This window comes from Aquabacterium sp. OR-4, assembly GCF_025290835.2.
Classification (GTDB): domain Bacteria; phylum Pseudomonadota; class Gammaproteobacteria; order Burkholderiales; family Burkholderiaceae_C; genus Pseudaquabacterium.
In genome coordinates this window covers 457,286-479,400 of record NZ_JAOCQD020000002.1, presented here as the reverse complement: position 1 = coordinate 479,400, position 22,115 = coordinate 457,286, and the positions used below count along the sequence as shown (strand labels likewise).

Sequence of the window (22,115 nt, the reverse complement as noted above, 5' to 3'; positions counted from 1 at the left end):
CCAGAAAATCCAGGCTGTTCACCGGAAAGCCATCAAGATTGGCCTCAAGGCGTCGATATCCGACGTGGTGAGAGTTCGCCATGTTCATTGAAAACCCCCAGCTTCTTCTGCCGCCGGAACCTGCCAAGCAAGGTGCCGACGCCCTGCCGCTCTACCTCTTCTTGCGCGACGGGACCTACTACTTCAAGCGCAAGTACCCAGCTGCAATTGGTCGCAACGCCAGCGGGCGTCTCGCCGAGGCCAAGCAGGTCTGGAAGTCCTTGAGCACGGACGACCTGTCCGTTGCGCTCAAGAGGCTCGGACAGGAGAACCAGCGCTTCGAACAGCGAGTGGCCCGGGCACTGTCCAAAGTAGCTGACAACCCGAAGGTGCCGAAGGCGGCTCGTGACGAGGGAACGACGAAGTACCTGATGCCGGAGCACATCCCGTACATCATCAGCCGCTATGAGTACGGAATCCTTCAGACCGACGACGAGCATCGCAAGGAGCTGACGAAAGAGGAGCGCGCCGAGCACATCGAATACCTCGAGGACTGGATAGAGACTTACCGGGAGTGCTGCGCGTTCGAGGACTTCTCGCCCGTCGAGGACCTGGCTGGCGACTTGCTCAGCTTCGAGCGGCTCATCGCTCCGCCTGAGTCGGAGGTCAAGCGGCAGTTTCTATGGGAGCTGATGAACAAGGACATCGAGCTTGCGGAAGCTCAGCTCGCCCGCGCCAGGGGAAAGATGCACAAGACGCCGGCGCGACTGCCACCGGCGCCGAGGGACATGCCCACGCTGATGGACCTGTATGAGGCCTGGGCGAAAGGGCAATCGGAGGTCCGCACACGCGATACGTACCTTGGCTTCGTCGACGAGTTCGAGTCGCTTTACCGAGCAATTCCGGTGGTGGCAATTGACCATGACGAGCATGGCCTCGGCTATCGCGACTACCTGGCCAGCTGTGAGCTCATGAGAGAGACGGTGCGAAATCGCATCGGCGGGCTCGCCACGCTCTTACGGTATGGGATGAGCGAAGGCCTGGTTTCACTTGACAGGAATCCGTTCGACAACATCAAGTTCGACATGATTCCGGAGACGCCCGCGCACGAGCAGCGACGTTCGTACGACTATGCCGAGCTGCGCACCATCTTCGAGTCGCCTATGTACACCCGAGGGGAACGCGCAGAAGGGCAGAGCTCTGAGGTGGCCTACTGGGGCCCTCTCCTGGGCATGTTTGCTGGTCCACGCATTGAAGAGCTGTGCCAGCTCAGGGTCGAGGACATTCAGCGTATCAATGGTGAGTGGGCAATTCGGATTGCAGACCTTGACCCCCAGCAGCACTTGAAGGCCTCGGGCAGCTATCGATTGGTGCCTATTCACCAGGAGCTCGTTGCATGTGGGTTCTTGGACTTCGTGGAGAACCAGAAGCGGGCAGGGCACCAGCGGGTCTTTCATTCCCTCAAGAACGACAACAAGTACAAGCGCTTCTCGAACGCATACGGAAAGTGGCACTCTGCTTTTCTTGACCGACTTGGTCTCGACGACGAGCGACTATGCTTTCACAGTTATCGGTTTTCGTTTAAGCAGCAATTGGGCATCTGCGGTGCGACAGATGAGGTGAAGGATGCTCTAACCGGGCACTGGCTGGAGAAGGGTGTCTCGGGCAAGGGCTACATGAGAGTCCGCGATAAGCAGTACCCGTTCCCGATTCTGGTTGAGGCTATCGGAAAGCTGCGATACGACGAGGTGGACCTTCAGCATCTTCATTTTTCGCAACCACCGGTCGGCCAGGCAGAGCGCTAGCGTAGAGGCATTCCGGGGGCAGAGTAGGAATAAGAAGGCGAAGATGAAGACGTGTTCGCCGAGTTGCCCCCATTTTTTGTAGAAGCCAATCGCCTGCATTACGTGCGACGCATTTTCAACTTTGGAACGGAATAAAATCGAACTCGCTATAGGTGGGTATCACTTCTCCAAATCTGGTTCCCACCGATGAAAATTCATTCACTTCGAGCAGCTGTGGCCCTTACCGCAGTACTCACAACAGCACTGTCGCCACTGGCCGTTTTGGCTCAAACCAAGTACGAGTTCAAGAAGCTCAAGCCCGGCCTAGTTGTTGGCGCTACGACCGCTGCGCAGCCACCAGCAGAACCGGCGAATCCTGCCTTCTCGTTATCTGCAACATCCCTGGACTTTGGTGATGTCACGCTCGGCTCCACTGGCGAAAGGTCCGTGTTGGTAAGCAATAGTGGCAACGTTGCGCTGACGACACTTGAAATTACCGCACCTGCGAGCGCCTTTACGGCGGCGACCAACTGCCCGACAACACTACCTACGGGTGCTGACTGTGCCGTGACCGTCGCCTTCACACCAACATCTGGGATAGCCTACTCTGGCGCCAGTCTTGAAGTGAAGTATGGAAGTTTGGCCTTGCAAAGGGTCGCATTGGCAGGACGCGGTGTACTTTCCGTGGACCCTAATTTTTCCCAAACATCGCTGCTACTACGCGGAGAGGGCACCGCGGATAGTACGGCAGTGGTCGACAGCAGCATGCCTCAGAAGAAGGTAACGGTTTCTTCGGCTGGTGCATCCATCAACACATCCGTTGTCAAGATGGGCTCTGGCTCTATCTATTTCGACGGTGCCAGCGGAGTACTTAGTGTTCCCGCAGATGTATCGCTAAACCTTGGCGGAAGTGACTGGACGGCAGAATTTTGGATGTATCCGCAAGGCAACTTCTCAAAATACCGGACTATCCTTTCTCGCAGGCCTTGGGGAGCCACTCCAGAAGCTTCATACGAAGTTGGGCTGGAAAAAGGAACAGGTAAGCTGTACTTTTGGACCGGAGGCACAGTCTGGACTTCTCCCTCGGCCGTCTCTCTAAATAGTTGGACACACGTGGCCGTTGCTCAGTCCGGCAGCAACGTCTTGTTATTCTTGAACGGTACATTGGTGCGAACCGTCGCAGCCACCGCTCATAATAGACAGGATTCGCACCCCCTTCATATTGGTGCGTTCTATAGTTCCGAGTCGCAGCACTATCAAGGATACTTGGATGATTTGCGTATTACCAAGGGGCTTGCTCGGTACACGTCGAACTTTACTGTTCCAACGACGCCGTATTCGGAAGGTGGCGGGGGTATTGTTCAGTACTCAGGTTACAAAGCTTGGGCTGACGGTTCGCTGGCCAGTAGCTGCAACGACTACCGCTATCCCTCCACCGGGTCTTATCAATATACAGGGGCGACTGGTGATGGAGTGTATCGAATCAGACCCCTCGGGCAGTCAGCCACGGATGTTACCTGTGACATGACCGCCGACGGAGGGGGCTGGACGATGGTTGTTGGCGTGTCCGTCAGCAATAGAAACCACGCGAATCCCGCAGCGGTTGCTTGGACTGGTTCGGGGCTCACAGCAACGGGAAAGGTCAGCGACGCGTTTATCAATGCTGCAAAGAGTGGCCATCCCACAGGCTTCCGCCTGACAAGTGGCTCGGTTAAAAGTTACTTCTCAACAAGTTGCGTATTTGCCGCAAATGCAACCGCAACTGGAAATTGCCTGAAATACACAACTACGTACTCGCCCAGCCCTGTTTGGGACACCGCAACTCAAAACAGTGACGGATGCAGCTCGCCAACATATTACTTGGGGCTGAGCTCCATGAAGCATGCCGCCTGTTCAGGAGGAACTCAACAAGCGGGCAACGGAGGTCTGGTCTTCAGCCGTGCCGGGAATAGCACCACTAACGGCCTGACAGTTGCTGTGCAGGGCACCTACCTGTTCAATCAAACGGGTATCCTGTGGGTACGTTGAAGGAGAAAGGCTGACTGGGCTGCTGGTGGCACCGTAGTCACGAACTAGGCGGCTTGACAACTGGTAAATACTTCCGCCAGTTGCCTTTCTGCCGGGGTTGTTCGTGCACCAGCACACTCGGCACTGTGTCCGTCGCCAACACCTTCCACTTCAAGATGTATCCAGTGGCGAGGCTTCTGCCTCGCCTGAGAACTCTGAATTTCAGAACCGAGCGGCCCCTTTTGGGGCCGCTTCTTCGTTTGTAATACAGGCGCCATCGTTTCTGGAAGTTGGCGAATCACAAGAAAAAGCCCACTCCAACGAATGGAGTGGGCTTGAATCAAACGGCTTAGCCGCGCTCAGCAACTAAAGGTCTGCGCGACAGGGTCCGCCAGGCACACATAGCCAAACCTGTCGAACAGGATGTTCCCTGCCTGCTCCAGGTCCAGGACTGCGTGCGTTTCCTCGATGACATCAGCCGTCAGTTCGAACGCTGCGCTCAGGCCCATGAAGTTGTATCGGGCCAACTGCCGGGCAACTTTGCTGTCAATCACCCACTGGCTGCGCCAGGCATGCTTTGCACCGATGTCCTTCTGAATGCGCTGCACTTCCGCGATGAGGCTTTGGACTTGTTGGCGCTCTTGCGGTGAACGGGCCTCCCGAAGGCGGTCGAGTTGAAAACCAAAGAAAAAGAAGCTGTTTGCATCTTGGGCACAACTGCCGAAGTGCTCCCGGACTGTGGGTAGTCCAGAAACCCGTCGGTTACTGGTTCGCACGGTACCGATTTGCTCGTAGAGCGAGAGCGTTGGTACGCAGCATGTCACCTTGAACACTGCTTCCGGTACCTCAACGTCGTTCGTGGTGATGGCGTGAACTCGTGAATTCATTCCGTCGCGGTAGCTTCCCAGCCTGCCGGTATTTAGGTGCCAGTCGTAGACAGAGCCCGGTATCGGCTGCAGGGTTGTGTGCAGCGTGCTGCAGGTATCGAACTTGTTGTCCATCGGGTGTCCTTGTAAAAGTAGCTGAACCGTGTAGCGATGGCGACAAAGCGGGGGTCACTGGATGGATTGAATGCTTGGACGAAAAGCTCATCCACCCATGCACCGAAATGGCCATGTTTCGAGCGGTGCAGCAAATAAAACGGCTCGCTATAGGACAGGCGATGCGATAACTGCCTGTGCCGCAACGCTTTTTTCGCTCTGCGAACTACCTGCATGTATGCCACCTACCAACTTCCTTTCAAAAGTGGCTGGCTACGAGGTTCGGTAATGAAATCAACAACTTACCAAGCTAGCAGGTTTTTCGTCCCGTCGTCTCTACCTGCTTCGCAGACGGCGTCCAAGCGTGCGGCACGGGCTCGAAAGACTGCAATGAAGCCGACGCCGCTGACCTATCAGGACCTCTTGGAGAAGCTCAACTACTTCGTCACCACCAAGCAACTCAACCCGAACACCGCTGCCAACAGGGCTACCGCTCTTCGGGGGGTCCTTCGCGCGAACCACATCTCTGAAGACGACGTAGTCGGAGAAGAGATGCGTTCCGAGTTTCCAGATAGCCTGGAACAGTTCCTTGAAGTGCTGCGCGAGTCCGGACGAAAGCAGCGCAACCTGACCAACACCCGTGCGGCGTTGACTCCACTTCGGCAGATGGTTCAGGAGGACGACACCACTCGAGCGCTGGACGCCGAGAAGCCGACGCCTTTCGTTCAGCAACTGAAGACGCTGCTCTCTGGCCACAGCATCAAACGTGTAGCCAACATGAGTCAGGTGCCATACGACATGATGCTGGGTTGGATGCACGGTAAGGTCCCGCGGCCATCGAGCTCGCGTTACGTGCACCGCGTCGAGAACTACTTCGGCATGGAGCGCGGGGAGTTGTGGAAGCTTTCGGGCGTTGCGCACCCCTCGAGGCTGCAGCCGGACCTAGGCGAGGCGCCAGCGATTGAATACCGAAACCGGTTGGGGAAGCTCACCAAGTACGAGTATTGGTTCGTGCCAGGGCCGGACTCACCGCTGCGGCAGCAGTGGCACGACCTGATGGTCTACAAGACCGCGCTGGTACCGGACCTCGAGCGGAGCGCGAAGGGCCAGTGGCGCATGTCGCCGTTGCCTATGGGCCGCAAGACAGACCGTACTTGGTACCGATACCTGGGCGGCAAAGAAGTTGCGTCCGCCCAGGCCGTTTGGGCAAAGGTCGCGAGCTACCTCGGCTGGCTCCAGCTGTCTGTTGAGGACGGCGGCGCAGGTCTGCCCGAGAGCGAACTGCACACGCTGGCCTGGATTGTTGTTCCTGACTACCTCGTCCAGTACCTGGAATGGCGGAAGAAGCGGGCAGGGGGTTCGCACACGACGTATGTGCCCGAGTTCCTAGGCTGGTTGATGTCCTTGGTGCGCCCGGTGGAGGGGTACTTCCCGCAGTCGCCTTGGCTCAAGGCGACTCTGCCGGAGCGGTTCCAGAAGGGTGACTGGGTCGACATGTGCGAGCGGCAGATGAAGTACTGCCGTCGGCTGACGCAATCTTTGCGCGGACAAATTCAGGTGCACCGGGACCCATTCGAGCCCTTGAATGGTGTTCTCAACTTGCCGGAGCCGATGGAGGCTCTGGTAGATATGGTCCAAAGGATGCGGGCGAATCGTCCCATCGGCAATCCCCGGCGCGAAGCGGTCTGGTCGCGCGACCTGGTTATGGTCAAGCTGATTGCCTCCAATCCGTTGCGCCACCGAAATATTGCGCACATGACCTGGCGTCCGGACAACACGGGCAACCTGTACCAGAAGAACGATGGTTCTTGGCACATCCGATGGCGGACCCCATTCTTCAAGAACGCAAAAGGCGCTGCAGGCGACCTCGACTACGACGCCGAGGTTCATGCGTCTGTTTGGGCGGACCTTGAGCGATACCTTTTCAAGCACCGGCCGTTGCTTCTGCGCAGCCCGTGCGACTTGTTGTTCCTGGTCAAGGCCAAAGGACTGGCTGAAAAATGGAATGCGCATGTTCCATGGAACGACCTGAGCAAGCGAATCTTCTGGCTGACCAAGAAATACCTGTGGAATTGCCCCGGGGTCGGCACGCAGGCGTTCAGGCATCTGATTGGCTCGTCAATCATCAAGGCCGCCCCTGGGGAAATCCAGACAGTGGCGCGTGTGCTGAACGACCGACCGGCGACCGTGGAGAAGCACTACGCGCGCTTCACCTCGTCCGATGGCAACAAGCGCATGGGTGAACTCTTGGGCAAGTCATTCAAGCGGCTCTGAAAGTTCGCTGCCTCAAGCCATTTCGGCAACTTGCTGAAGACATCGACCTGCCAGCTCTGGTCGCAGCTTCAGCGCCGCATACCGCTTTGCTCGGCAAGTCCTTTCGGCGCGTGTGACTTGCCTTGTCGGGCAGGAAGACAAACCGACCTGCCCGCCATAAACACGAGCGCCAATCTATCCATTGGAGAGATGTTTTGAAACCGAACGATGACGAAATTTCCGGCAGTGCTGCTGCGCCGCATTCTGAGCACAGACAAGCAGGCGCTTATCGCCGTGGACTTGCGACAATCATGAAGGGCGAGGATAGCGGTCCCGCGAGTTCCAGGGATGTGGAAGGTGATGCCAGATTTGCGGGGGACGCAGAAGCTGCTTCTCCTGGCGGTCCGCCTGTCGCCCGATTCACCTTGGTTTACGAGGTGCCTGCGGGTACCAAGGTGGACGATGCCAGAAAGCGCCTGGATGCGAGCGAGCTTCGCTCCTCGCTGGAAGGGCAGGTGGTCATGGGCCACCTGTCCCTGCAGTTCGCGTACCACTTCGACGCTGTCTCAGCGATTGGCGATGCCGTGGCACGCGTTTCCACTGTCGCGCCAGAGTTGTTGTTGCGCAGCGTGCGTTGAACAACTTCAGACCTGTGGCAGTTAGCCGCCTTTAGGCTTCCTACGAGACCAATTAAATATTGGTCAACATAGAAGAAGCTGCCCAAATGGAGAGCCGGCCATGGCCGGCTCTCCTCTTTTGCGCATCTGGATGCTGAGTTCAACGTACTTCCAGAACCCGCAGACAAACGGGCTAGCTGCTGCAATGATGGATGTCATGACCACTGATGAATTGATACGCGAGCTGGTGCTGAAGGGGTGCTGGCCCGCAGATGCGGAATCAACCGAGGGGGCGGGTCAGAGGCTCGCCCACCCCGAGGCTTACGGAACTTTGAACCTGGAGTGGAACACCGATGCGGCCGTTGCCGCCGCGAGCCCCGGCACCTTGCTGACGACCATCCGAAATGTGCGCGCTGGAAAAGAGACTGAAGTGTTGGTGCGCTCCCGGGAGCTCACCCGCGTCTTGCTACGCACCGCGCTGGTGAGGCGGCTGTGTTCCTCAGGCGATGTCGTGACTCGTGCGATGGCCGAGCGTGGCGTCATCAAGGCACCGAGGCGGAGGTCACCCGTCGGCGGGACCACCGCAAGAAGGCATTGAAGCAGGCGGGGGCGACCGACGGAACGGCCTACGAGCGGCGGACAATTGAGCTCTTCGCTGCGGACATGCCTGCCTGGTACGCCGAGGGGGGACTTTGGTATGTTGTCCGCTCTCTCTTGGAGGCCTGCAAAGTCGTTGACGAGGTCTTCGCCGATGTGGCGGCGGACAGCAAAGTGCCCGACCACGAGAAGCTCTTCGTGTCGGCATTTGAGGTGCGCCGCCGGTACGGCAAGGTCTCCGACGCTGAGCTCCAGGCCCTTGAGCTCATCGGCAAAGAAGCCGAGGCGTCTGCAGCCTGATTCCGATGCGGAGTCGCCTGGCCAAGCTGGGTGCCTCCCTGAGTCCCGGAGAGGGCTCTGCGCCTACACGGCCAAGGCGCAGCCGAAGTTAGCTCTCGGACTTAGCTGTCGGCGCGCCAGCCTGACTTGGTAGTGCAGGACGAGGCGTCGGCTCCAACTTCATGTCGATAGCGAGCGCAGTCGCAAGGCGTTCCTCGGGAGACTCGCCAGCTTCCCAAAGCTGAGCCGCAGCGTCGAGGCGCGCATTGTGCTCGTCAACAGTCATTGGCACGTTCTTCCGATAGCTGGCCACGGTATCGAGTAAGGTCCATTCGACGAGCTCGCAGAAGGCATTGCCGCGCTGGAGGAGCCGCGGCAAGCGCCCCGGGTACCTGGCCTAGCCGCCAACACCGCCGTCGTATCGCAGAGGTTGAAGGCCTCGCCCTTGCCCGAGGCGCCAACTGAACCGCTTCAGCGGTGCACCAAGCTCACGGAGCGTTTCCCTTCCCGGGGACGGCTGTAAGACTAGGTTGGGTAAGAGCTCCTGCCATGGCCAGCGCGATTGCTCAATTCAGGTAGGGCAGCCGCCTCTGAAAGGGCTGGCGTCTGAAGGCGCTCAGCCACCGTGAGAAGCCCACCTGCCTCGGCAAGGACGCGATTCCTCGGTCCAATAAGGATTAAGGAGAGAAGCCGAAAACCTCAACTGCGACAGTTACTTACGGCGATTCCGTTCGGTCATTTCACTGTCTGGGTAAGTCATTTCACTGTTGCAACTCGGCAAGTAGGGGAACAAGCCTACCAGCCAGTCAGCCATTTCACATGGGCAAGTCGGCAACGGGACGCAACGCAGCGGACCTTGCAAGGTTCGAGACCCCTCCATAAGGTCGAATACCTAGCGCGGTACGGAAAAACGGTCTCCCTGAAATGAGGCAATCGCAGCACCAGTCGGCGCTCGACTCGTTCGTCAGTCTTCTGTCGGCGGCGATGAGAAATGACTCGGCGCGTCAGCCCGAGGCATTCAGTCATTTCATGGCAGAAGGTCGGCAACAGCAGGAAAGACATGGGCCCGCCCTATGCCCCCTGAGCGCGTGGTGTCCTCCTCCAATGGAGGACACCGTCCTGGACCCGAGCTCCGGGCTCGAGAACTCCGCGCTCTGTGAGCTCGCGCAGCGCCGGATACAAGGACCTTTGGAACGCCGCAACGGACTTGGCGTCGCTGCCCGAGGCCTCATGGAGCAGTTCGAGCCTGGTGGGATTCAAGTAACTTTGCCCACGGATGTATCCGTAGAGCCACGTCGCCAGACCTTCGGTCAGTTCCCTGCGGAGTTGAAGGTCGAGCCAGATGTAGTTCGACGCCCCAAAGAGCCGAACAATCTGAGGGTCGAGCGCAACTGACCACATCCCACGGGCGGGGTGAAGGAACTTCTGCGCCAGTTGTACGCTGAAGTCGGGGAAGGTAATCACAGCTTGCATCAGCCGCTTGATGGACTCCTTCAACTGCAGGCGGGAGCGAGTGTCGTAATAACCGACGAGTGCGTTGCAAAGGACTGATGGCTCAAAAGCGACGGCGGTCCCTACGCGGAAGTCGCGCGTCATGTTCACCAGCGCCATGAATGTGAAGCCGTCGGGCTGGCGAAGCTCCGGCCCGCTGTACGACACCACGTCGGAGCCGCTCCGCATCAGGTCAAACTTCACCAGCGCCTCCCGCTGGACCGTCTTGTTCCGAACGTTGAACAGCCGACTGACAGTGAGCGACCCGCCGTCCCCCGTGACGACAAGCCGCTGAGCTGACAGCGTTCTCGCCGACCAGCGATCATGTGTTTGGTTTTCGCCACCGGTGCGGCAGCAACTCTTCGATGCGGCTGTTCTGATGCCTGGGAAGCCGCTCCAGCACGGCGCGCAGGTAGGCCCATGGGTCATGCCCATTGAGCTTGGCGGACTGCACCAGGCTCATGACGATCGCTGCGCGTTGGCCGGCCAATTCGCTGCCGCAAAACAGCCATGCCTTGCGGCCCATGGCCCAGGGTTTGATCTGCCGTTCGATGAAGTTGTTGTCTATCGGCACCGCACCGTCTTCGAGGTGCCGCGTCAGCGCATCCCAGGCGTTCAGGCTGTAGTCGATCGCCGCGGCGATGGAGCCGCCGTCGGGCACGCGGCCGCGCTCCAGCCTGAGCCAGACGTGCAGTTCCTTCCACAGCGGCCGGGTCAGTTGTTCCCGCGCTGCCTGGCGCTGCTGCGCGTCCATCCCCTCGAACTGGCCTTCGACGTGGTAGATCCAGCCGATGCGCTTGATCGCCTCCTTGGACCTCGCTGGTGCCGATCAGCTCGTCGAACTTGCGCCTGGCATGCGCCGCGCAATGAGCAGCCATGCGCTGCGGGTACACGCGCCTGTCGAGCACGGCGTCGTACCCGCCGTACTGGTCGCACACCAGCGTGCCTTGCCACGCCGGCTGGTCCTCCTTCATCGAGCCCGGCGACCTTGCTGTCGTGTCGATGGGCCCAGGAAGGCCACCGGGTACTGCGACCCTCGACCCAGGCAGAACTCGTAGACCACACCTTGCTGGGCATCGAATTCGCCGCGCGCGTAGGCCCAGATGTAGGCCCGCTTGGTCTTGCCCGCGCCGGGGTCCAGCATCGCCACCGGCGTCTCGTCGGCATGCAGCACGGGGCAGCTCAACACGAAGCGCTTGAGGGCTTCGAACAGCGGGAACAGCGCGGCACCGGCATTGCCGGCGGTGCGCGCCAGCGTCGAGCGCGGCGTGTGCACGCCGGACCGGGCGTTGATGGTCTCCTGGCGGTAGTACGGCAGGTGGTCGACGAAGCGGCTGATGAGGATGTGAGCCGCGAACCCGCTGGCAGCGATGCCGCCGTCGATGATCTGCGGCTCGGCCGGCTCCTGCACCAGGTGCTCGATGCCTTGACGCTGGCAGCAGCGGCAGGTCCACTTGCCGTAGATGTGCCGGTGCACGAAGAACTCCGCCGGCACGATGTCCAGGCGTTCACTCACGTCCTCGCCCACGCGCGTCATTGGCCGGCCGCAGTCCGGTGTCGTGCAGGTCGTGTCCTCGGGCTCGTGGTGGTGCTCGACACGCCGCAGATGCTCGGGCAGCGCCTGACGCCGCGGACGACGGGGCGCGTCCTTGGGCTTGGGCTGCGTCTTGGGCAGCGCGGCCTGCAGGGCGGCGAGTTGCGCCTCCAGGTCGGCTTCGTCCTCCAGCAGCGTGTCCTGGAACATCTGACGCTGCTCGGCGGTCATCGCCTCGCTCTTGGCGCCGAACTTCCAGCGCTTCAGCCGTGCCAGCTCGAACGTGATCTTCTCGATCTTCGCGTCGCGCCAGGCGATGTCGCGGTCCTTGCGCTGGATCAGCGTTTGCTGGGCCTGGAGGTCTTGTGCCTGCTGCTGGATGTGCCCCAGCATCTGCACGGCCAGTGTCGTGAGGGCCTCTGGGGACAGGTCCCGCAGGTCCTGAGGCTTGAGGTCACGCATGCCGAGCATGCGAGGCATCTTGCCAAGACGCGCGAGCCCGCGCCACTGGCGGATGTCCTGTCAACGCCGGGCCCCGAGCCTCACATCCGCGTGATCACGCTCATCTCTGGCAGACGCTGCCAGGGCAGGCCCACGATCAAGGCGTCGAACTGGCTCTGCGTCAACGACAGCGGCGCCGCCGTCGCCTCGCGCGGCCAGGCGAAGTGACCTGCGTTCAGTCGCCGCGCTGCGCACCACACGCCGAAGCCGTCATGCACCAGCAGCTTGATGCGCGTGGCGCGCGCGTTCGCGAAGAGGTAGCCGTGATGGGCGCGGGCCGCGCCGGTGGTCTGCACGACGCAGCTCATCAGCCGCTCGGCGCCAGCGCGCATGTCCATCGGGGCCGTGCACAGCCAGAGCTGATCGATGCGGATCACTTGAGCAGGCTCGAGCTCAGCTCGCGCAACCAGGACCGACAGTCCTCGGCCGCAGCGGTCGGCCAGCGCACGTTCAGGTGCAGCGGACCGCGGCGAAGCTCGACCAGGATCAACGGCTCGGCGATCGGCGCCGGCTCCCTGGGTGCGACCGCGGTACGCGACACGGCCTTGGACGGTGCGGGCATCTCGACGGCAACGAATTCGGCGGCCGCGCCTGACGGTGCCGGGGTCACTGCGCCGCTCGTCGCCGATGTAGCGGGCATGCTGTCACGCTTGGTGCCGCGACCCGAGCGCCACTTGCGAACGAGATTGGCGTTCAGCCCATGCGCCAGCGCGACCCCGGATATCGACGCACCCGGTTCGGCACAGGCGGCCAGAACCTTGGCCTTGAGCTCGGTACTGTGGCGCCGCCGAGACTTTGAATTGGGATGCATAGGTGTCCACCAATGAATAGGTGGACACCACCTTGCGGCGCGGGGGCATCAATCAATGTGCTGCCTGCCATCGAAGCAGCCATGGCTGCTCCGAGGGACTCGGTGCTCTTCAGTCTGTCAGGCCGCCTTCCGAGACTGCGTCGGTTGCGCTTGCCTCGTAGTGCGGTCGAGCGGTGGGTACCGGTGCTGACGTCGACTGGCAGATTTCGCGGAGCTTGGCGGACTGGGCCGTCTGGGCTTGCGCCCATGCCGCCTCCTCTGCCGCCTCCCTTGCCGCCGCCCCTGCCGCCCATGCCGCCTCCTCTGCCGCCGCCCATGCCGCCGCCGCTGCAGCCCATCCCGCCGCCCGTACCGCCCCTGCCGCCGCCCCTGCAACGGCAAGTTGTTCGGGGCTGGCGAGTCCGTTCGCGAATCGTTCGGCAACGTCCAGCGCGTTGATGCTGCGAGCGTCGGTCATCAAGTGCTGCGCCTGACGGGCGCACCAGACGGCGTACAGCCGAATCTCACGGTCGTGGCCCTCTACTGCGCTAAGGCACCAGAGCGCGTCAGCGAGTCCGTTGCTGTCGAGTACGGTTGCAATGTTGAGCGGCTCATCGTCAGCTTGAGTCTTCCCCAAATGACGGAGCAGCTTTTCCCAGCCGTAGCTGCAGGGTCGCTTTGCGCGAATCTTGTTGAGTGTCGTGTACATGTTCTTCCTCCAAGTTTTGTTGCTCCTGGAAGGTGTAGGCACCACGGGACAGGCACCACGGGAGGGGCACCACGGGAGGGGCACTTCGGGTCGGGAGCGTGGTGCGCCCGTCAGGCCTCAAAGGACGGCCCTCTTTGACAGTGGGCAGGGCATCGTGCTCAGTGCGTGCTCCAGTACGTCGAGCCAGTGATGCCGCCCAGGGGGTTTGCAAACCATGTGCTTCGCTCTAGAAGTTGACATGAACTAACATTTGTGGAGATAAGGTCTATACTTAGATACTTCTATGAAAAGCAGAGACCCCGCCTCGGAACCGTACGAAATCACCCAGTTCGTGGCTGAGGTGGGAATGCGCGTGCGCGTGATGCGTCTTGCGCGAGGCCTTACCCAAGCTGAACTGGCGGAGCGGGCGGACATCAGTCGACAAACCTTGATGGCTATCGAAGCTGGCACGCTGGCTTCGCGGTTTGTTGATGTCGCCCGCTTGCTCTGGGCACTGGATGACACGAGCCTGCAGTCCGCCCTTGCAACGGCGGCACAAGACTCGGCGTTTCAGGAGGCCGCCCGCAGCGGCTTGTCCCGCATTGGCTCGCGGCGCAAGAAGGCCGTGCCATGACTCGTCGCGCCCCCGTCTATCGGTGGACCCTGAATCCGCAAACGCAAGAGCGTTGGCCGGTACGCATAGGGGAGCTCACCCAGGAGGAAGCTCGCTGGGAGTTCCTTTTCGACCCGGACTACCTGGCGCTGGGCAAGGACGCCTGGGAGCTGGACCCCACGGGCATTCGCAACAAACAACGTGCGGCATTCACGCGCGTCGGCTCTGTGCCATTCCCGGTTTTCTGCGATGTGGCGCTATCGGGGTGGTCGCTGGACGCACTGAAGAAGCGAGCAGCCTCGTTCCTTGGAGCCGATGCTGCAAAGAGCGATGAGCCCTGGGGGTGGTGGGAGCGGTTGCTGTATGCGCCGGCAGACGGGTTCGGGGCTTTGTTCGTGGGCAATCTCAACGACAAGCCCGATGCTTTCGACGCCCTCAACGATGCTGTGAAGTCGGTCACCAAGGCCTCGCTCGCGGAATCTTCGAGAGACTCGTCGTCCGGAGCAATGGGCGGGGAGCGCCCGAAGGTGTCGCTCTACGTCGACCCAGGCGACGGCGATAGGCCTAAGCCGGTGTTGCTCAAGTTTGCGCAGTCCTCGGAACGCGCCGACACTGTGGTGGCCGAGGCTACCGCGCTGACTTTGGCATCGGAGCTGGGCATACGGGTCCCGGCGCACAAGGTCGAGTGGTTCAACGACGCACCCGCTTTGAGCATCGACCGCTTCGACCGCGGCGCGGGGCTGAAGGGGCCAGTCTTTCACTGCGTGAGCGCGGCAACGGCGCTGGACCTGGTTCCAGGCTCCGACGTTGAAGATGCCAAGCGCAGCTATGTGAAGCTGCGGTCCAAGCTCAAGCGTCCTGGTGACGCTGTCGAGCTCTATGCCCGCGTGGTGCTGAACGCGGTGGTCGGCAATACCGACGACCACCCGTGGAACACCAGCCTGCGTCAGCTCGGCCTCGGTGACTGGGAACTGTCCCCGCTCTACGACGTACTCCCCTTCTTCGAACGGAAGGGCGTTCCGGCGTTCAGGATGGACATCACTGGGCAGAGGCCCTCACGGGCGGCGACCCGTGCGAACCTTGTGGCAGCCGGGAAGCAACTTGCCAAGTTGGATGAGGCCCAGGCATGGGCGGTCGTCGAGCACACCAGGGCGTACGTGCGTGCCAACTGGCGGCGGGTGTTCCTTCAGCACAGTGAGCCCCACGGAGACGCTCGCCCAGATGACTGGGCCAAGGTTTTCGAGCACGACTGGCTTACCTAGCCCGCTAATGACTCTGAGCAGACAGGCACTGCGAAAGGAGCACGCGTTGGGGGTGGGAGACGGTGGCTGCTCAAGCCAGAGCCTTTAGCGAAGTACAGACAGGTGCAGAAGAGGGTGTCGGTGATGGGCATTGCAGTGTGTGTGACTGTGCTCCCGGGCAGGCCGACGGGCTGAGCGCCGGCATGCCGAAGCTGTTTACTCACCTGCGTAGAACGTCCTACTGGAATGGGTCGGCGCAGTACCCTCCGGAGTCTTGATAGACTACCGTTTGGCCGGGAATTGTCTTGCGACAAACCTGCGACGGTAGCGCTTGATTTGCTACCCCGTCTACGGTAGGCTTAAGCTACACCGTCGTTCCAAAAACGGCAGTCGAATCAACGGCTTAGCGGCGTAGAGAGGGTATCCCGTCCACTCCGCCAACGTTTTGAGAAGCCGCTGCAGGCCAAAAGCCTGCAGCGGCTTTTTCTCTTTCAGCGCCAGGTACTGCCGCCTGCCATCGGAATCGACCCGATGGGCGCACCGGAGGCCACCATCGGTGGCAGCCTGGGCTGGGCTGGCCGGGGCGCTGTGTGTTCAGTCGGGCGCAGCCCGTCGTGCACTTGCCCAGCGCAGGCATCGGAATTTGTCCGACACGCCGTCGCGCCAAGCGCCGACATGCGGCGCCGGCCGCCGTCCAAGGCGCAATCGCCGATCGGCGCCTAGTCTTGCAGCATCCGCCGACGCTTCGGCGATGACTGGAAGATCGTGATGAGCCAAGCAGAAGAATGTGCGCAGGCGGTGAGTGGTTTCGAACTGCGTTTCGAGTCGCTGTTTGTCGAAGGGCGGGGCCTGGCCTTCCCCTGCGACAGCCGGGGGCAGGTGAACCTGGACGCCTTGAGCGACCGCGCACGCTCGAACTACCTTTATGCCCGCGCCGTGGTGGGCCGCGAGTACCGCCAGCCGGCGGTCTGCCGCAACCACGCCGGCTGAGGCGCTGACGCCCGTGCGGGGCGACGTGGCAAGCCAGGGTTTGCCGTCCGTGAGGGGCGGTGGCCTGGCCTGGAGCGCTGCACTCAGCGCAAGAAGTCGTCGCGGCCCTCGCGGCGCAAGCGCACACGCAGATCGTCTTGCACCAGGCTCGATTCAATGAAGCGCCAGGGCCGGGCCTGAGCCAGCTGCGCCAGCACTGGCATGGCCGCCAGATCGCGGCCCGGCCCCAGCAGCTTGGGGGCCAGGTACAGCAGCAACTCGTCCACCAGGTCGGCCGCAAGCCAGGCGCCGTTGAGCGTGGCGCCGGCTTCGATGTGCAGCTCGTTCACACCTTCTTCCGCCAGGCGCTGCAGCAGCGCGGGCAGATCCACACGGCCGTCGGGCGCGGGCAGCCGCAGGGTGCGGGCGCCCACGGCATGCAAGGCCTGTCGGGCGCTGTCGTTCTCGGCCGCGCCAACCACCAGCACGTCACCAGGCGGGGTCAGGATGCGTGCCGTGGCGGGTGTGGCAAAGCCCGAATCAAGTATCACGCGGCGCGGTTGCCGCGCGATGGGCCATTCGCGCACATCAAGGCGAGGGTCGTCATCGCGCACGGTGCCGATGCCGGTGAGCACGGCACTTGCGCGGCGGCGCCAGGCCTGGCCGTCGGCGCGCGCTGCCGGCCCGGTGATCCACTGGCTGCTGCCGTCGGGCAGGGCCGTGCGGCCGTCGAGCGACGCCGCCAGCTTCATGCGCACCCACGGGCGTCCGCGCTGCACTCGCGACAGAAAACCGATGTTCAGGGCCTGTGCGGCCTGTGTGACCGGGCCGGGCTCGGCCAGATCGACCTGCACGCCGGCCGCACGCAGCAAGGCGATGCCGCGACCTGCGACCTGCGGATACGGATCCTGCAGAGCCACCACCACGCGCGCAATGCCGGCGGCCACCAGCGCTTCGGCGCAAGGGGGGGTGCGCCCATGGTGGGCACAGGGTTCCAGGCTGACCCAGGCCGTACCGCCGCGCAGATCGGCCCCAGCCGATTGGGCCGCGCGCAGGGCCATCACCTCGGCGTGCGGGCCGCCTGCGTGCTGGGTGTGGCCGTCGCCCACCAGGCGCCCATGGGCGTCATGCAGCACACACCCGACCCGTGGATTGGGCTCCGACAGCCCGATGGCGGCTTCAGCCAACTCGATCGACCGCAACAACTGGCAGTGATCAGCGGCTGACAACAGGGAGGTCACGAGGGCTGGTGGCTGAGGGTGTTGGCGTTGATGAACGAGTCCTGCCCGGTCGCTGTGCTGTCGTCGCTATCGGTCGGGCAGATGCCGTTGGCAGCGAGCACCAGGAAGTTCTGGTTGGGAAGATTGTGCGTCACCCGGCTGATGGTGGTGCAGGCATCAGCTTCGGTCTTGCAATAGGTCTTGGGGTGGTCGCGGTTGGCGGTGTAGGCGGTGGTGGCACGCGTGTAGCGGCAGACCCGGTAGCGCCGCGCCGTTTCATCCGCTGCCGGGTTGGTGGTGACGGACCAGCCTGAGACCGACACCGCAACGTCCAGCTTGCCGCCCCAGCCCGAGGTGGATTCACTGAACACCAGGCAGTCGTAGGCGATCGCGTTCGGTCGCGGGCTGGTGGTGGCTGTCGAGATGTAGGCCGCCGAAGAAAAGCACTCGGTGAACGGCGAGGCGAGACCCACTCGGGTGAGGAAATCGATGCCCAGCGGCGTCGTCGCCAAGGCCGGTGTCTCGCCGGTGGGGATGCCTTGCGGGTTTTCGGCCTGCGCCGCCGTGAATCCACCCAAAGGCGGGTTGGCGAGGTGAAACAGGACATGCCCAGACACCAGGCTGCCGTTGCCGATGGCGGGGCATTCGGCCACCAGATCGGCCGTGATGTCGGCCTGGGCGGCCGAGACTGCCGTGCAGCGCTGGCTGATCTGGCCGGTGAGGTTGTTGAACACCCAAACCACCATGCTGCTGGCGGAGGGCTTGTAGGCACTCCTGCCATTGCCCAGGTCGCGGGCGTTGACCGGGATCGACACGTGGCGATTGTTGCGGCGCGCCGTCTCGCCCGAGAACGGCGGCAGCATGAGCAGGCCGGACAAGGCCGGCGCCGCCGCAGCCACCACACCTTGCAGGCGCACGGTACGGGTCTCGTCGGTGCGATCCTTCCAGGTGACGGTGGTTTGAGCGATGTTGGCCTGGGCCGCCAACATGTTGCGAGCCACCATATCGGCGGGCCGCGTTGGAAAGGCCGTGAGCTGCCGGTTGAGTGTGAACGTCACGTTGCCGGTGTTGCTCGGCAGGGTCACGACTCCGGCTGCGCCGGTCAGTTCGGCCCACGACGGCGTGAACTGGCCCGGTACCGTCCGAACATCGTTGAACAGGCGCAGCGACTCCAGGTCTTCCGATGCAATGCGCGCGGCCTCGGTGGTCTGGCGCGACAAGTCGGTGTTGATGCGCATCGTGCTCTGCACGCCGATGAGAGCCAGCATGCCGAAGGACATCACGGCCAGGGCCACCAGCGCCTCGACCAGCGAGACACCGGCTGAGCGGCCTTGAAGTTTGAAAGGTGTGCCGCGCATGGGATTAGAACGACGGGCGGTTCCAGCTGCCGGGCGTGCGTACGAAATTGCCGTAAGCCGTCACCAGGGTGTTGATCACGGTGGGGTCGTAGGTGATGGTGGTATTGGCTGTGGCGTTGAAGTTGCTGGCCGAGATCACCGCGCCGCGAACCGTGGCGCCGGCAGCGTTCCAGTTGATGGCACTGGCATAGAACAGCCCGAACATCGGATTGGCGGCCTGCACGGTCAGTGTGCCCGTGGTGATCACCAGGGCCGGCTTGCCGACCGTGCCGATGGTTCCGGATGGGTGGCCGGTGGCGGCATTGATGTTCAGGTCACCGTCGAACCAGAAGGTGCGTCCCGGAAACATCGCCAGCATGAAGTCCAGATCGGTCATGTCGCAGGGGGTGTCGCAGGTCTTGCGCACCACGGCTTGCTGACGGCTGTAGCTGGGCCCATCCATGCCAAAGGTGGCAATGAACATGGTGTCGGCTGTGGTGCCGACCTGGGCCAGGTTGGTCAAGACGCGTTCGCGCAGATTGGGGTCGTTGTCGATCACGCCTGTACCGGCCGAGCCGGCCGGTACCGCATACCGGGTGGTGGCCGCATTGATGCCGTTGCCGGTGTGCACCGTGAAACCGGTGAGGGCATCGGGATTGCCGATGCGCAACTCCTGCCCTGCCGCGTTCACCGAATCGGCAGCAGTGAGCGCCGCCGCCGGTGCCGACGGCAAAGCGCGCACCATGCCCAAGGTAACGATCACACGGGCCAGGCCATCCACCTGCGGCACCGCCGACGACACACAGGCGCCGCCATCCAGGCCGGGCGTACCGCAGCCCTGGACGTTGAGCCCGATGGCACCTGCACGCGACTGCGCGCCGGGCTGGAAAAAGTTGACCCGGAAAGCGCTACCGGGTGGGTCTACTGCACTGGCCACCGTGACTGCGGGTTGCGCTGTGGTGGGGCAGCCGCAAGTCAAGATCCCATCCACATTGATACATCCCGAGTACAGGATGAGGTTGGCTGGTCCCATTCGCGGGGTCAGCCGACCGTCTCCATCGACTGCCAGCAACGTGTCTCGATAGCTGCTGGCGGCGTTGGAATCCAGCTCACAGTCAGTGCCGACCTGTCCGCCGTTGAGCATGGACAACGCCCAGTCGACTGCAGAATCTGCAGCGGACAACGCACGCTCACTGCGGTAGCTGTTGGCCGCGGTACGCTGCTCGAAAACCAGGTTGCGGTTGGTGTACGCGGCCACCATGGCCATGATCAGGAACAGCACCATCACCATGGTGAGCGCCGCCATGCCGCGGGTTTGGTGGGGAACAAGACGTCGCATCAACAAGCGCTCCGTTCAACCAGCAGGTCGTTGCGCAGCCGGACATCACTGCGCGCGCTGCGCTTGACAGAGCTGTCGTGCCGCGCTTCGGCACTGATCACGACGGAGGCATCGCGAACCATCAGATCCATCGGACAGTTGCGAACCGGGCCGCGCTGGCACTGGGTGCCGCACGGCAAGGGCACGGCGCGCGAGGTGTAGACGATGTCGAACTGGGTGACCTTCATCACTGTGGCGTCAGTCAAGGTCTGCCAGTTGTCCTCGCCAATGCGCATTTCCACGGTGCCGGCAGTCGGGTTGTGTCGAAAACCAACCCGTTCGTTGCTGTCGACCGTGTTGTTGTCAGTGCCGCGTTGGGCAGCAACGTCTTCGTCAGTCGACCGGTCATACTCAATGGAGTCTCCTGCGCTTTCGCTGCGGCTCGCAGACACCGTCGAATACGGGTTGCCCAAGGCTTCGGCCACCGAATCAGACCAGACGCTGCCCCAGGCTCGACCCCAATATCCTGCGCGACGAATATCACGCATCGCGATGTCGACTGTGGCGCGCATGTCCTGCTGCAGTTGTGCATCGAGCAGCATGCGGCGGTTGTCGCCCAACTGGCTGGTGACCACCAAGGTCGCGGCGGCGAGGATGAACAAGCCGATGGTCACACCGACCATCAACTCGACAAGCGACACGCCGCGTTGGCGCTTGGCGGGGCGAGACAGGTTTGCGTTCATGACGGAGACGGCGTGGGGGTCTGGCAGGCCGGGTATGCACCTTGGTGTCCGCTCACCGAGCAAATTTGCGGGCGGCCAGTCACCGAGGTGGTGATGCGAACCGTGCCACCTGACGCCGCCAACACTTCGACGTTGATGGCAACGTTGTCTTTCGCAAGACCCGTGACAAGATCCCAGACCAGTTTGGTGTCAGAGCCATTGGCCGGCAAGATCTTGACCCCGGCGCTGATCGGCAAGCGCACGGTCTTCAGCTCGATCGCACTGGCCGGTCCCCGTGACTCACAGACCGGCGTTGCCGTGCAGTCGCAGTCCAGGCGCGATGTGGGTTGGTACACCACATAACAGGTCTCGCTCCCTGTTCGCCCAAACTTCACCGCGATGTCGCGGTTGTCTCGCACCTGGGCCGAGCGCGCAAATCGCAGATCGCCGATCAGTTCGTCGGCAGCACCCTGCACCCGCTTGCGCATGACGAACTCGTACATCGATGGCACGGCCATCGCCAGCAGAATGACCGACACCGCCATCGTGATCAGCAGTTCGGTCATGGTCAGTCCACGGCTTGGCTGTGTGCCGGGCTGGCGATTCATCACTTGATCCAGCATGGGTCGGGTGCGGCGTTGGCCACGTTGCTGGCATTGAGCGAGCCATAGGTGATGCTGCCTCCGGCCACCACCACCCGCATGGTGGCGCACACGCTGTCAGAGGCTTGAGGCGAACCGCTCTGGACCGTGGCCAGAACCGTGTAGCCGGTGGCAGTGACCGATCCGTCTGCCAGCGATATGGCGTAATGGCCGTCGGCCGAGACGGTGCGGTTGTTGGGCAACAAGCCGGACATGTCGGTCTTGTAGCTGGTGCGCTCGCTGCGCCAGCGTTCTTGGGCCTGCATCACCTGGGCGATGGCGGCCATCGCATCGGCGCGCCGGCCCTTGCGCACCGCATTCTGGTAGGTCGGCCAGGCCACCGTGGCCAGGATGGCGACGACCGCCAGCGTGATCAGCATCTCGATCAGCGTGAAGCCGCGGCGGCGCGGTGGACAGAGCAGCATTCCTGACATGGCTGAAATTATCGGGCGATGCACGCGGACAAAGGGCCAGGGCCGGCGCCGCCCGTCGCCGGCCAGGCGCCGCTGGTCGGATTTCCCCATGACCGCGGGGTGTGCGTAGTTCACGCCTGG

Annotated in this window: 20 protein-coding genes and 1 pseudogene; 9 read left to right on the top strand and 12 right to left on the bottom strand. The window is 62.3% G+C overall.

What is annotated here, in order from left to right:
* Nucleotides 1-80: 80 nt before the first annotated feature.
* Together N4G63_RS14355 and N4G63_RS14350 are read left to right on the top strand one after the other, a co-directional pair.
* Nucleotides 81-1,784, top strand: a complete 1,704-nt coding sequence (locus N4G63_RS14355) for a DUF6538 domain-containing protein (RefSeq protein ID WP_314599850.1) — start codon at nt 81-83, stop codon at nt 1,782-1,784.
* Between the two features lie 186 nt (nt 1,785-1,970).
* Nucleotides 1,971-3,791, top strand: a complete 1,821-nt coding sequence (locus N4G63_RS14350) for a LamG-like jellyroll fold domain-containing protein (protein WP_314599849.1) — start codon at nt 1,971-1,973, stop codon at nt 3,789-3,791.
* 338 nt (nt 3,792-4,129) lie between these two features.
* Here N4G63_RS14350 and N4G63_RS14345 read toward each other — a convergent pair whose 3' ends face one another.
* Nucleotides 4,130-4,771 (bottom strand): hypothetical protein, encoded by a 642-nt coding sequence (locus tag N4G63_RS14345; RefSeq protein WP_260786152.1) that lies wholly within the window; start codon nt 4,769-4,771, stop codon nt 4,130-4,132.
* A gap of 369 nt (nt 4,772-5,140) precedes the next feature.
* Here N4G63_RS14345 and N4G63_RS14340 point away from each other — a divergent pair, with 369 nt between their 5' ends.
* From N4G63_RS14340 to N4G63_RS14325, 4 genes are all read left to right on the top strand, one after another.
* On the top strand, nt 5,141-7,024 hold the full coding sequence (locus tag N4G63_RS14340; RefSeq protein ID WP_314599848.1) for a hypothetical protein: 1,884 nt from the start codon (nt 5,141-5,143) through the stop codon (nt 7,022-7,024).
* 194 nt (nt 7,025-7,218) lie between these two features.
* Nucleotides 7,219-7,641 carry a hypothetical protein gene (locus tag N4G63_RS14335; RefSeq protein WP_314599847.1) on the top strand — a complete coding sequence of 141 codons (423 nt, stop codon included), beginning with the start codon at nt 7,219-7,221 and terminating at the stop codon, nt 7,639-7,641.
* 100 nt (nt 7,642-7,741) lie between these two features.
* Nucleotides 7,742-8,218, top strand: coding sequence for a hypothetical protein (locus N4G63_RS14330; RefSeq protein ID WP_260786149.1), 477 nt, complete (start codon nt 7,742-7,744; stop codon nt 8,216-8,218).
* Between the two features lie 65 nt (nt 8,219-8,283).
* On the top strand, nt 8,284-8,517 hold the full coding sequence (locus N4G63_RS14325; protein ID WP_260786148.1) for a hypothetical protein: 234 nt from the start codon (nt 8,284-8,286) through the stop codon (nt 8,515-8,517).
* Between the two features lie 1,050 nt (nt 8,518-9,567).
* On the opposite strand, the gene trfA is transcribed toward N4G63_RS14325, so the two are convergent.
* The 5 genes and pseudogenes from trfA to N4G63_RS14290 all read right to left on the bottom strand — a co-directional run bounded on the left by trfA (nt 9,568) and on the right by N4G63_RS14290 (nt 13,521).
* On the bottom strand, nt 9,568-10,416 hold the full coding sequence (trfA, locus tag N4G63_RS14320) for a plasmid replication initiator TrfA (RefSeq protein WP_314600212.1): 849 nt from the start codon (nt 10,414-10,416) through the stop codon (nt 9,568-9,570).
* A pseudogene (gene tnpC / locus N4G63_RS28325) lies at nt 10,310-11,992 on the bottom strand (IS66 family transposase). Before tnpC ends, trfA begins: the two are co-directional and overlap by 107 nt.
* Before the next feature lie 71 nt (nt 11,993-12,063).
* Complete coding sequence (gene tnpB, locus N4G63_RS14300) at nt 12,064-12,399, bottom strand: IS66 family insertion sequence element accessory protein TnpB (protein ID WP_260786059.1); 336 nt, start codon at nt 12,397-12,399, stop codon at nt 12,064-12,066.
* A complete protein-coding gene (tnpA, locus tag N4G63_RS14295) occupies nt 12,396-12,833 on the bottom strand; it encodes an IS66-like element accessory protein TnpA (protein ID WP_314599393.1) in 438 nt (145 codons plus the stop codon). Before tnpA ends, tnpB begins: the two co-directional genes overlap by 4 nt.
* A gap of 109 nt (nt 12,834-12,942) precedes the next feature.
* Nucleotides 12,943-13,521, bottom strand: a complete 579-nt coding sequence (locus tag N4G63_RS14290; RefSeq protein ID WP_260786145.1) for a hypothetical protein — start codon at nt 13,519-13,521, stop codon at nt 12,943-12,945.
* A 283-nt stretch (nt 13,522-13,804) separates the two neighbouring features.
* On the opposite strand from N4G63_RS14290, the gene N4G63_RS14285 reads away from it, so the two are divergent.
* From N4G63_RS14285 to N4G63_RS14275, 3 genes are all read left to right on the top strand, one after another.
* On the top strand, nt 13,805-14,134 hold the full coding sequence (locus N4G63_RS14285) for a helix-turn-helix transcriptional regulator (RefSeq protein ID WP_260786144.1): 330 nt from the start codon (nt 13,805-13,807) through the stop codon (nt 14,132-14,134).
* The gene (locus tag N4G63_RS14280) at nt 14,131-15,375 is read left to right on the top strand and encodes a type II toxin-antitoxin system HipA family toxin (protein WP_314599845.1); all 1,245 of its coding nucleotides are present in this window, start codon (nt 14,131-14,133) and stop codon (nt 15,373-15,375) included. Before N4G63_RS14285 ends, N4G63_RS14280 begins: the two co-directional genes overlap by 4 nt.
* A gap of 747 nt (nt 15,376-16,122) precedes the next feature.
* On the top strand, nt 16,123-16,344 hold the full coding sequence (locus N4G63_RS14275) for a hypothetical protein (protein WP_260786141.1): 222 nt from the start codon (nt 16,123-16,125) through the stop codon (nt 16,342-16,344).
* Between the two features lie 83 nt (nt 16,345-16,427).
* Here the strand turns inward: N4G63_RS14275 and ribD are convergent, their stop codons facing one another.
* The 6 genes from ribD to N4G63_RS14245 are packed head-to-tail and all read right to left on the bottom strand — an operon-like array spanning nt 16,428 to nt 22,109.
* Complete coding sequence (ribD, locus tag N4G63_RS14270) at nt 16,428-17,564, bottom strand: bifunctional diaminohydroxyphosphoribosylaminopyrimidine deaminase/5-amino-6-(5-phosphoribosylamino)uracil reductase RibD (protein ID WP_314599844.1); 1,137 nt, start codon at nt 17,562-17,564, stop codon at nt 16,428-16,430.
* Complete coding sequence (locus N4G63_RS14265; protein ID WP_260786140.1) at nt 17,561-18,901, bottom strand: hypothetical protein; 1,341 nt, start codon at nt 18,899-18,901, stop codon at nt 17,561-17,563. Before N4G63_RS14265 ends, ribD begins: the two co-directional genes overlap by 4 nt.
* Nucleotides 18,902-18,905: 4 nt before the next feature.
* Entirely contained in the window at nt 18,906-20,186 is a 1,281-nt protein-coding gene (locus tag N4G63_RS14260) for a pilus assembly PilX N-terminal domain-containing protein (RefSeq protein WP_260786139.1), read from the bottom strand.
* Nucleotides 20,187-20,218: 32 nt separating this feature from the next.
* The gene (locus tag N4G63_RS14255) at nt 20,219-20,941 is read right to left on the bottom strand and encodes a PilW family protein (RefSeq protein WP_260786138.1); all 723 of its coding nucleotides are present in this window, start codon (nt 20,939-20,941) and stop codon (nt 20,219-20,221) included.
* Complete coding sequence (locus N4G63_RS14250; RefSeq protein ID WP_260786704.1) at nt 20,938-21,528, bottom strand: pilus assembly FimT family protein; 591 nt, start codon at nt 21,526-21,528, stop codon at nt 20,938-20,940. The genes N4G63_RS14255 and N4G63_RS14250 overlap by 4 nt, the downstream gene beginning before the upstream one ends.
* The gene (locus N4G63_RS14245) at nt 21,528-22,109 is read right to left on the bottom strand and encodes a type IV pilin protein (RefSeq protein WP_260786137.1); all 582 of its coding nucleotides are present in this window, start codon (nt 22,107-22,109) and stop codon (nt 21,528-21,530) included. The genes N4G63_RS14250 and N4G63_RS14245 overlap by 1 nt, the downstream gene beginning before the upstream one ends.
* Between the last annotated feature and the right edge of the window lie 6 nt (nt 22,110-22,115).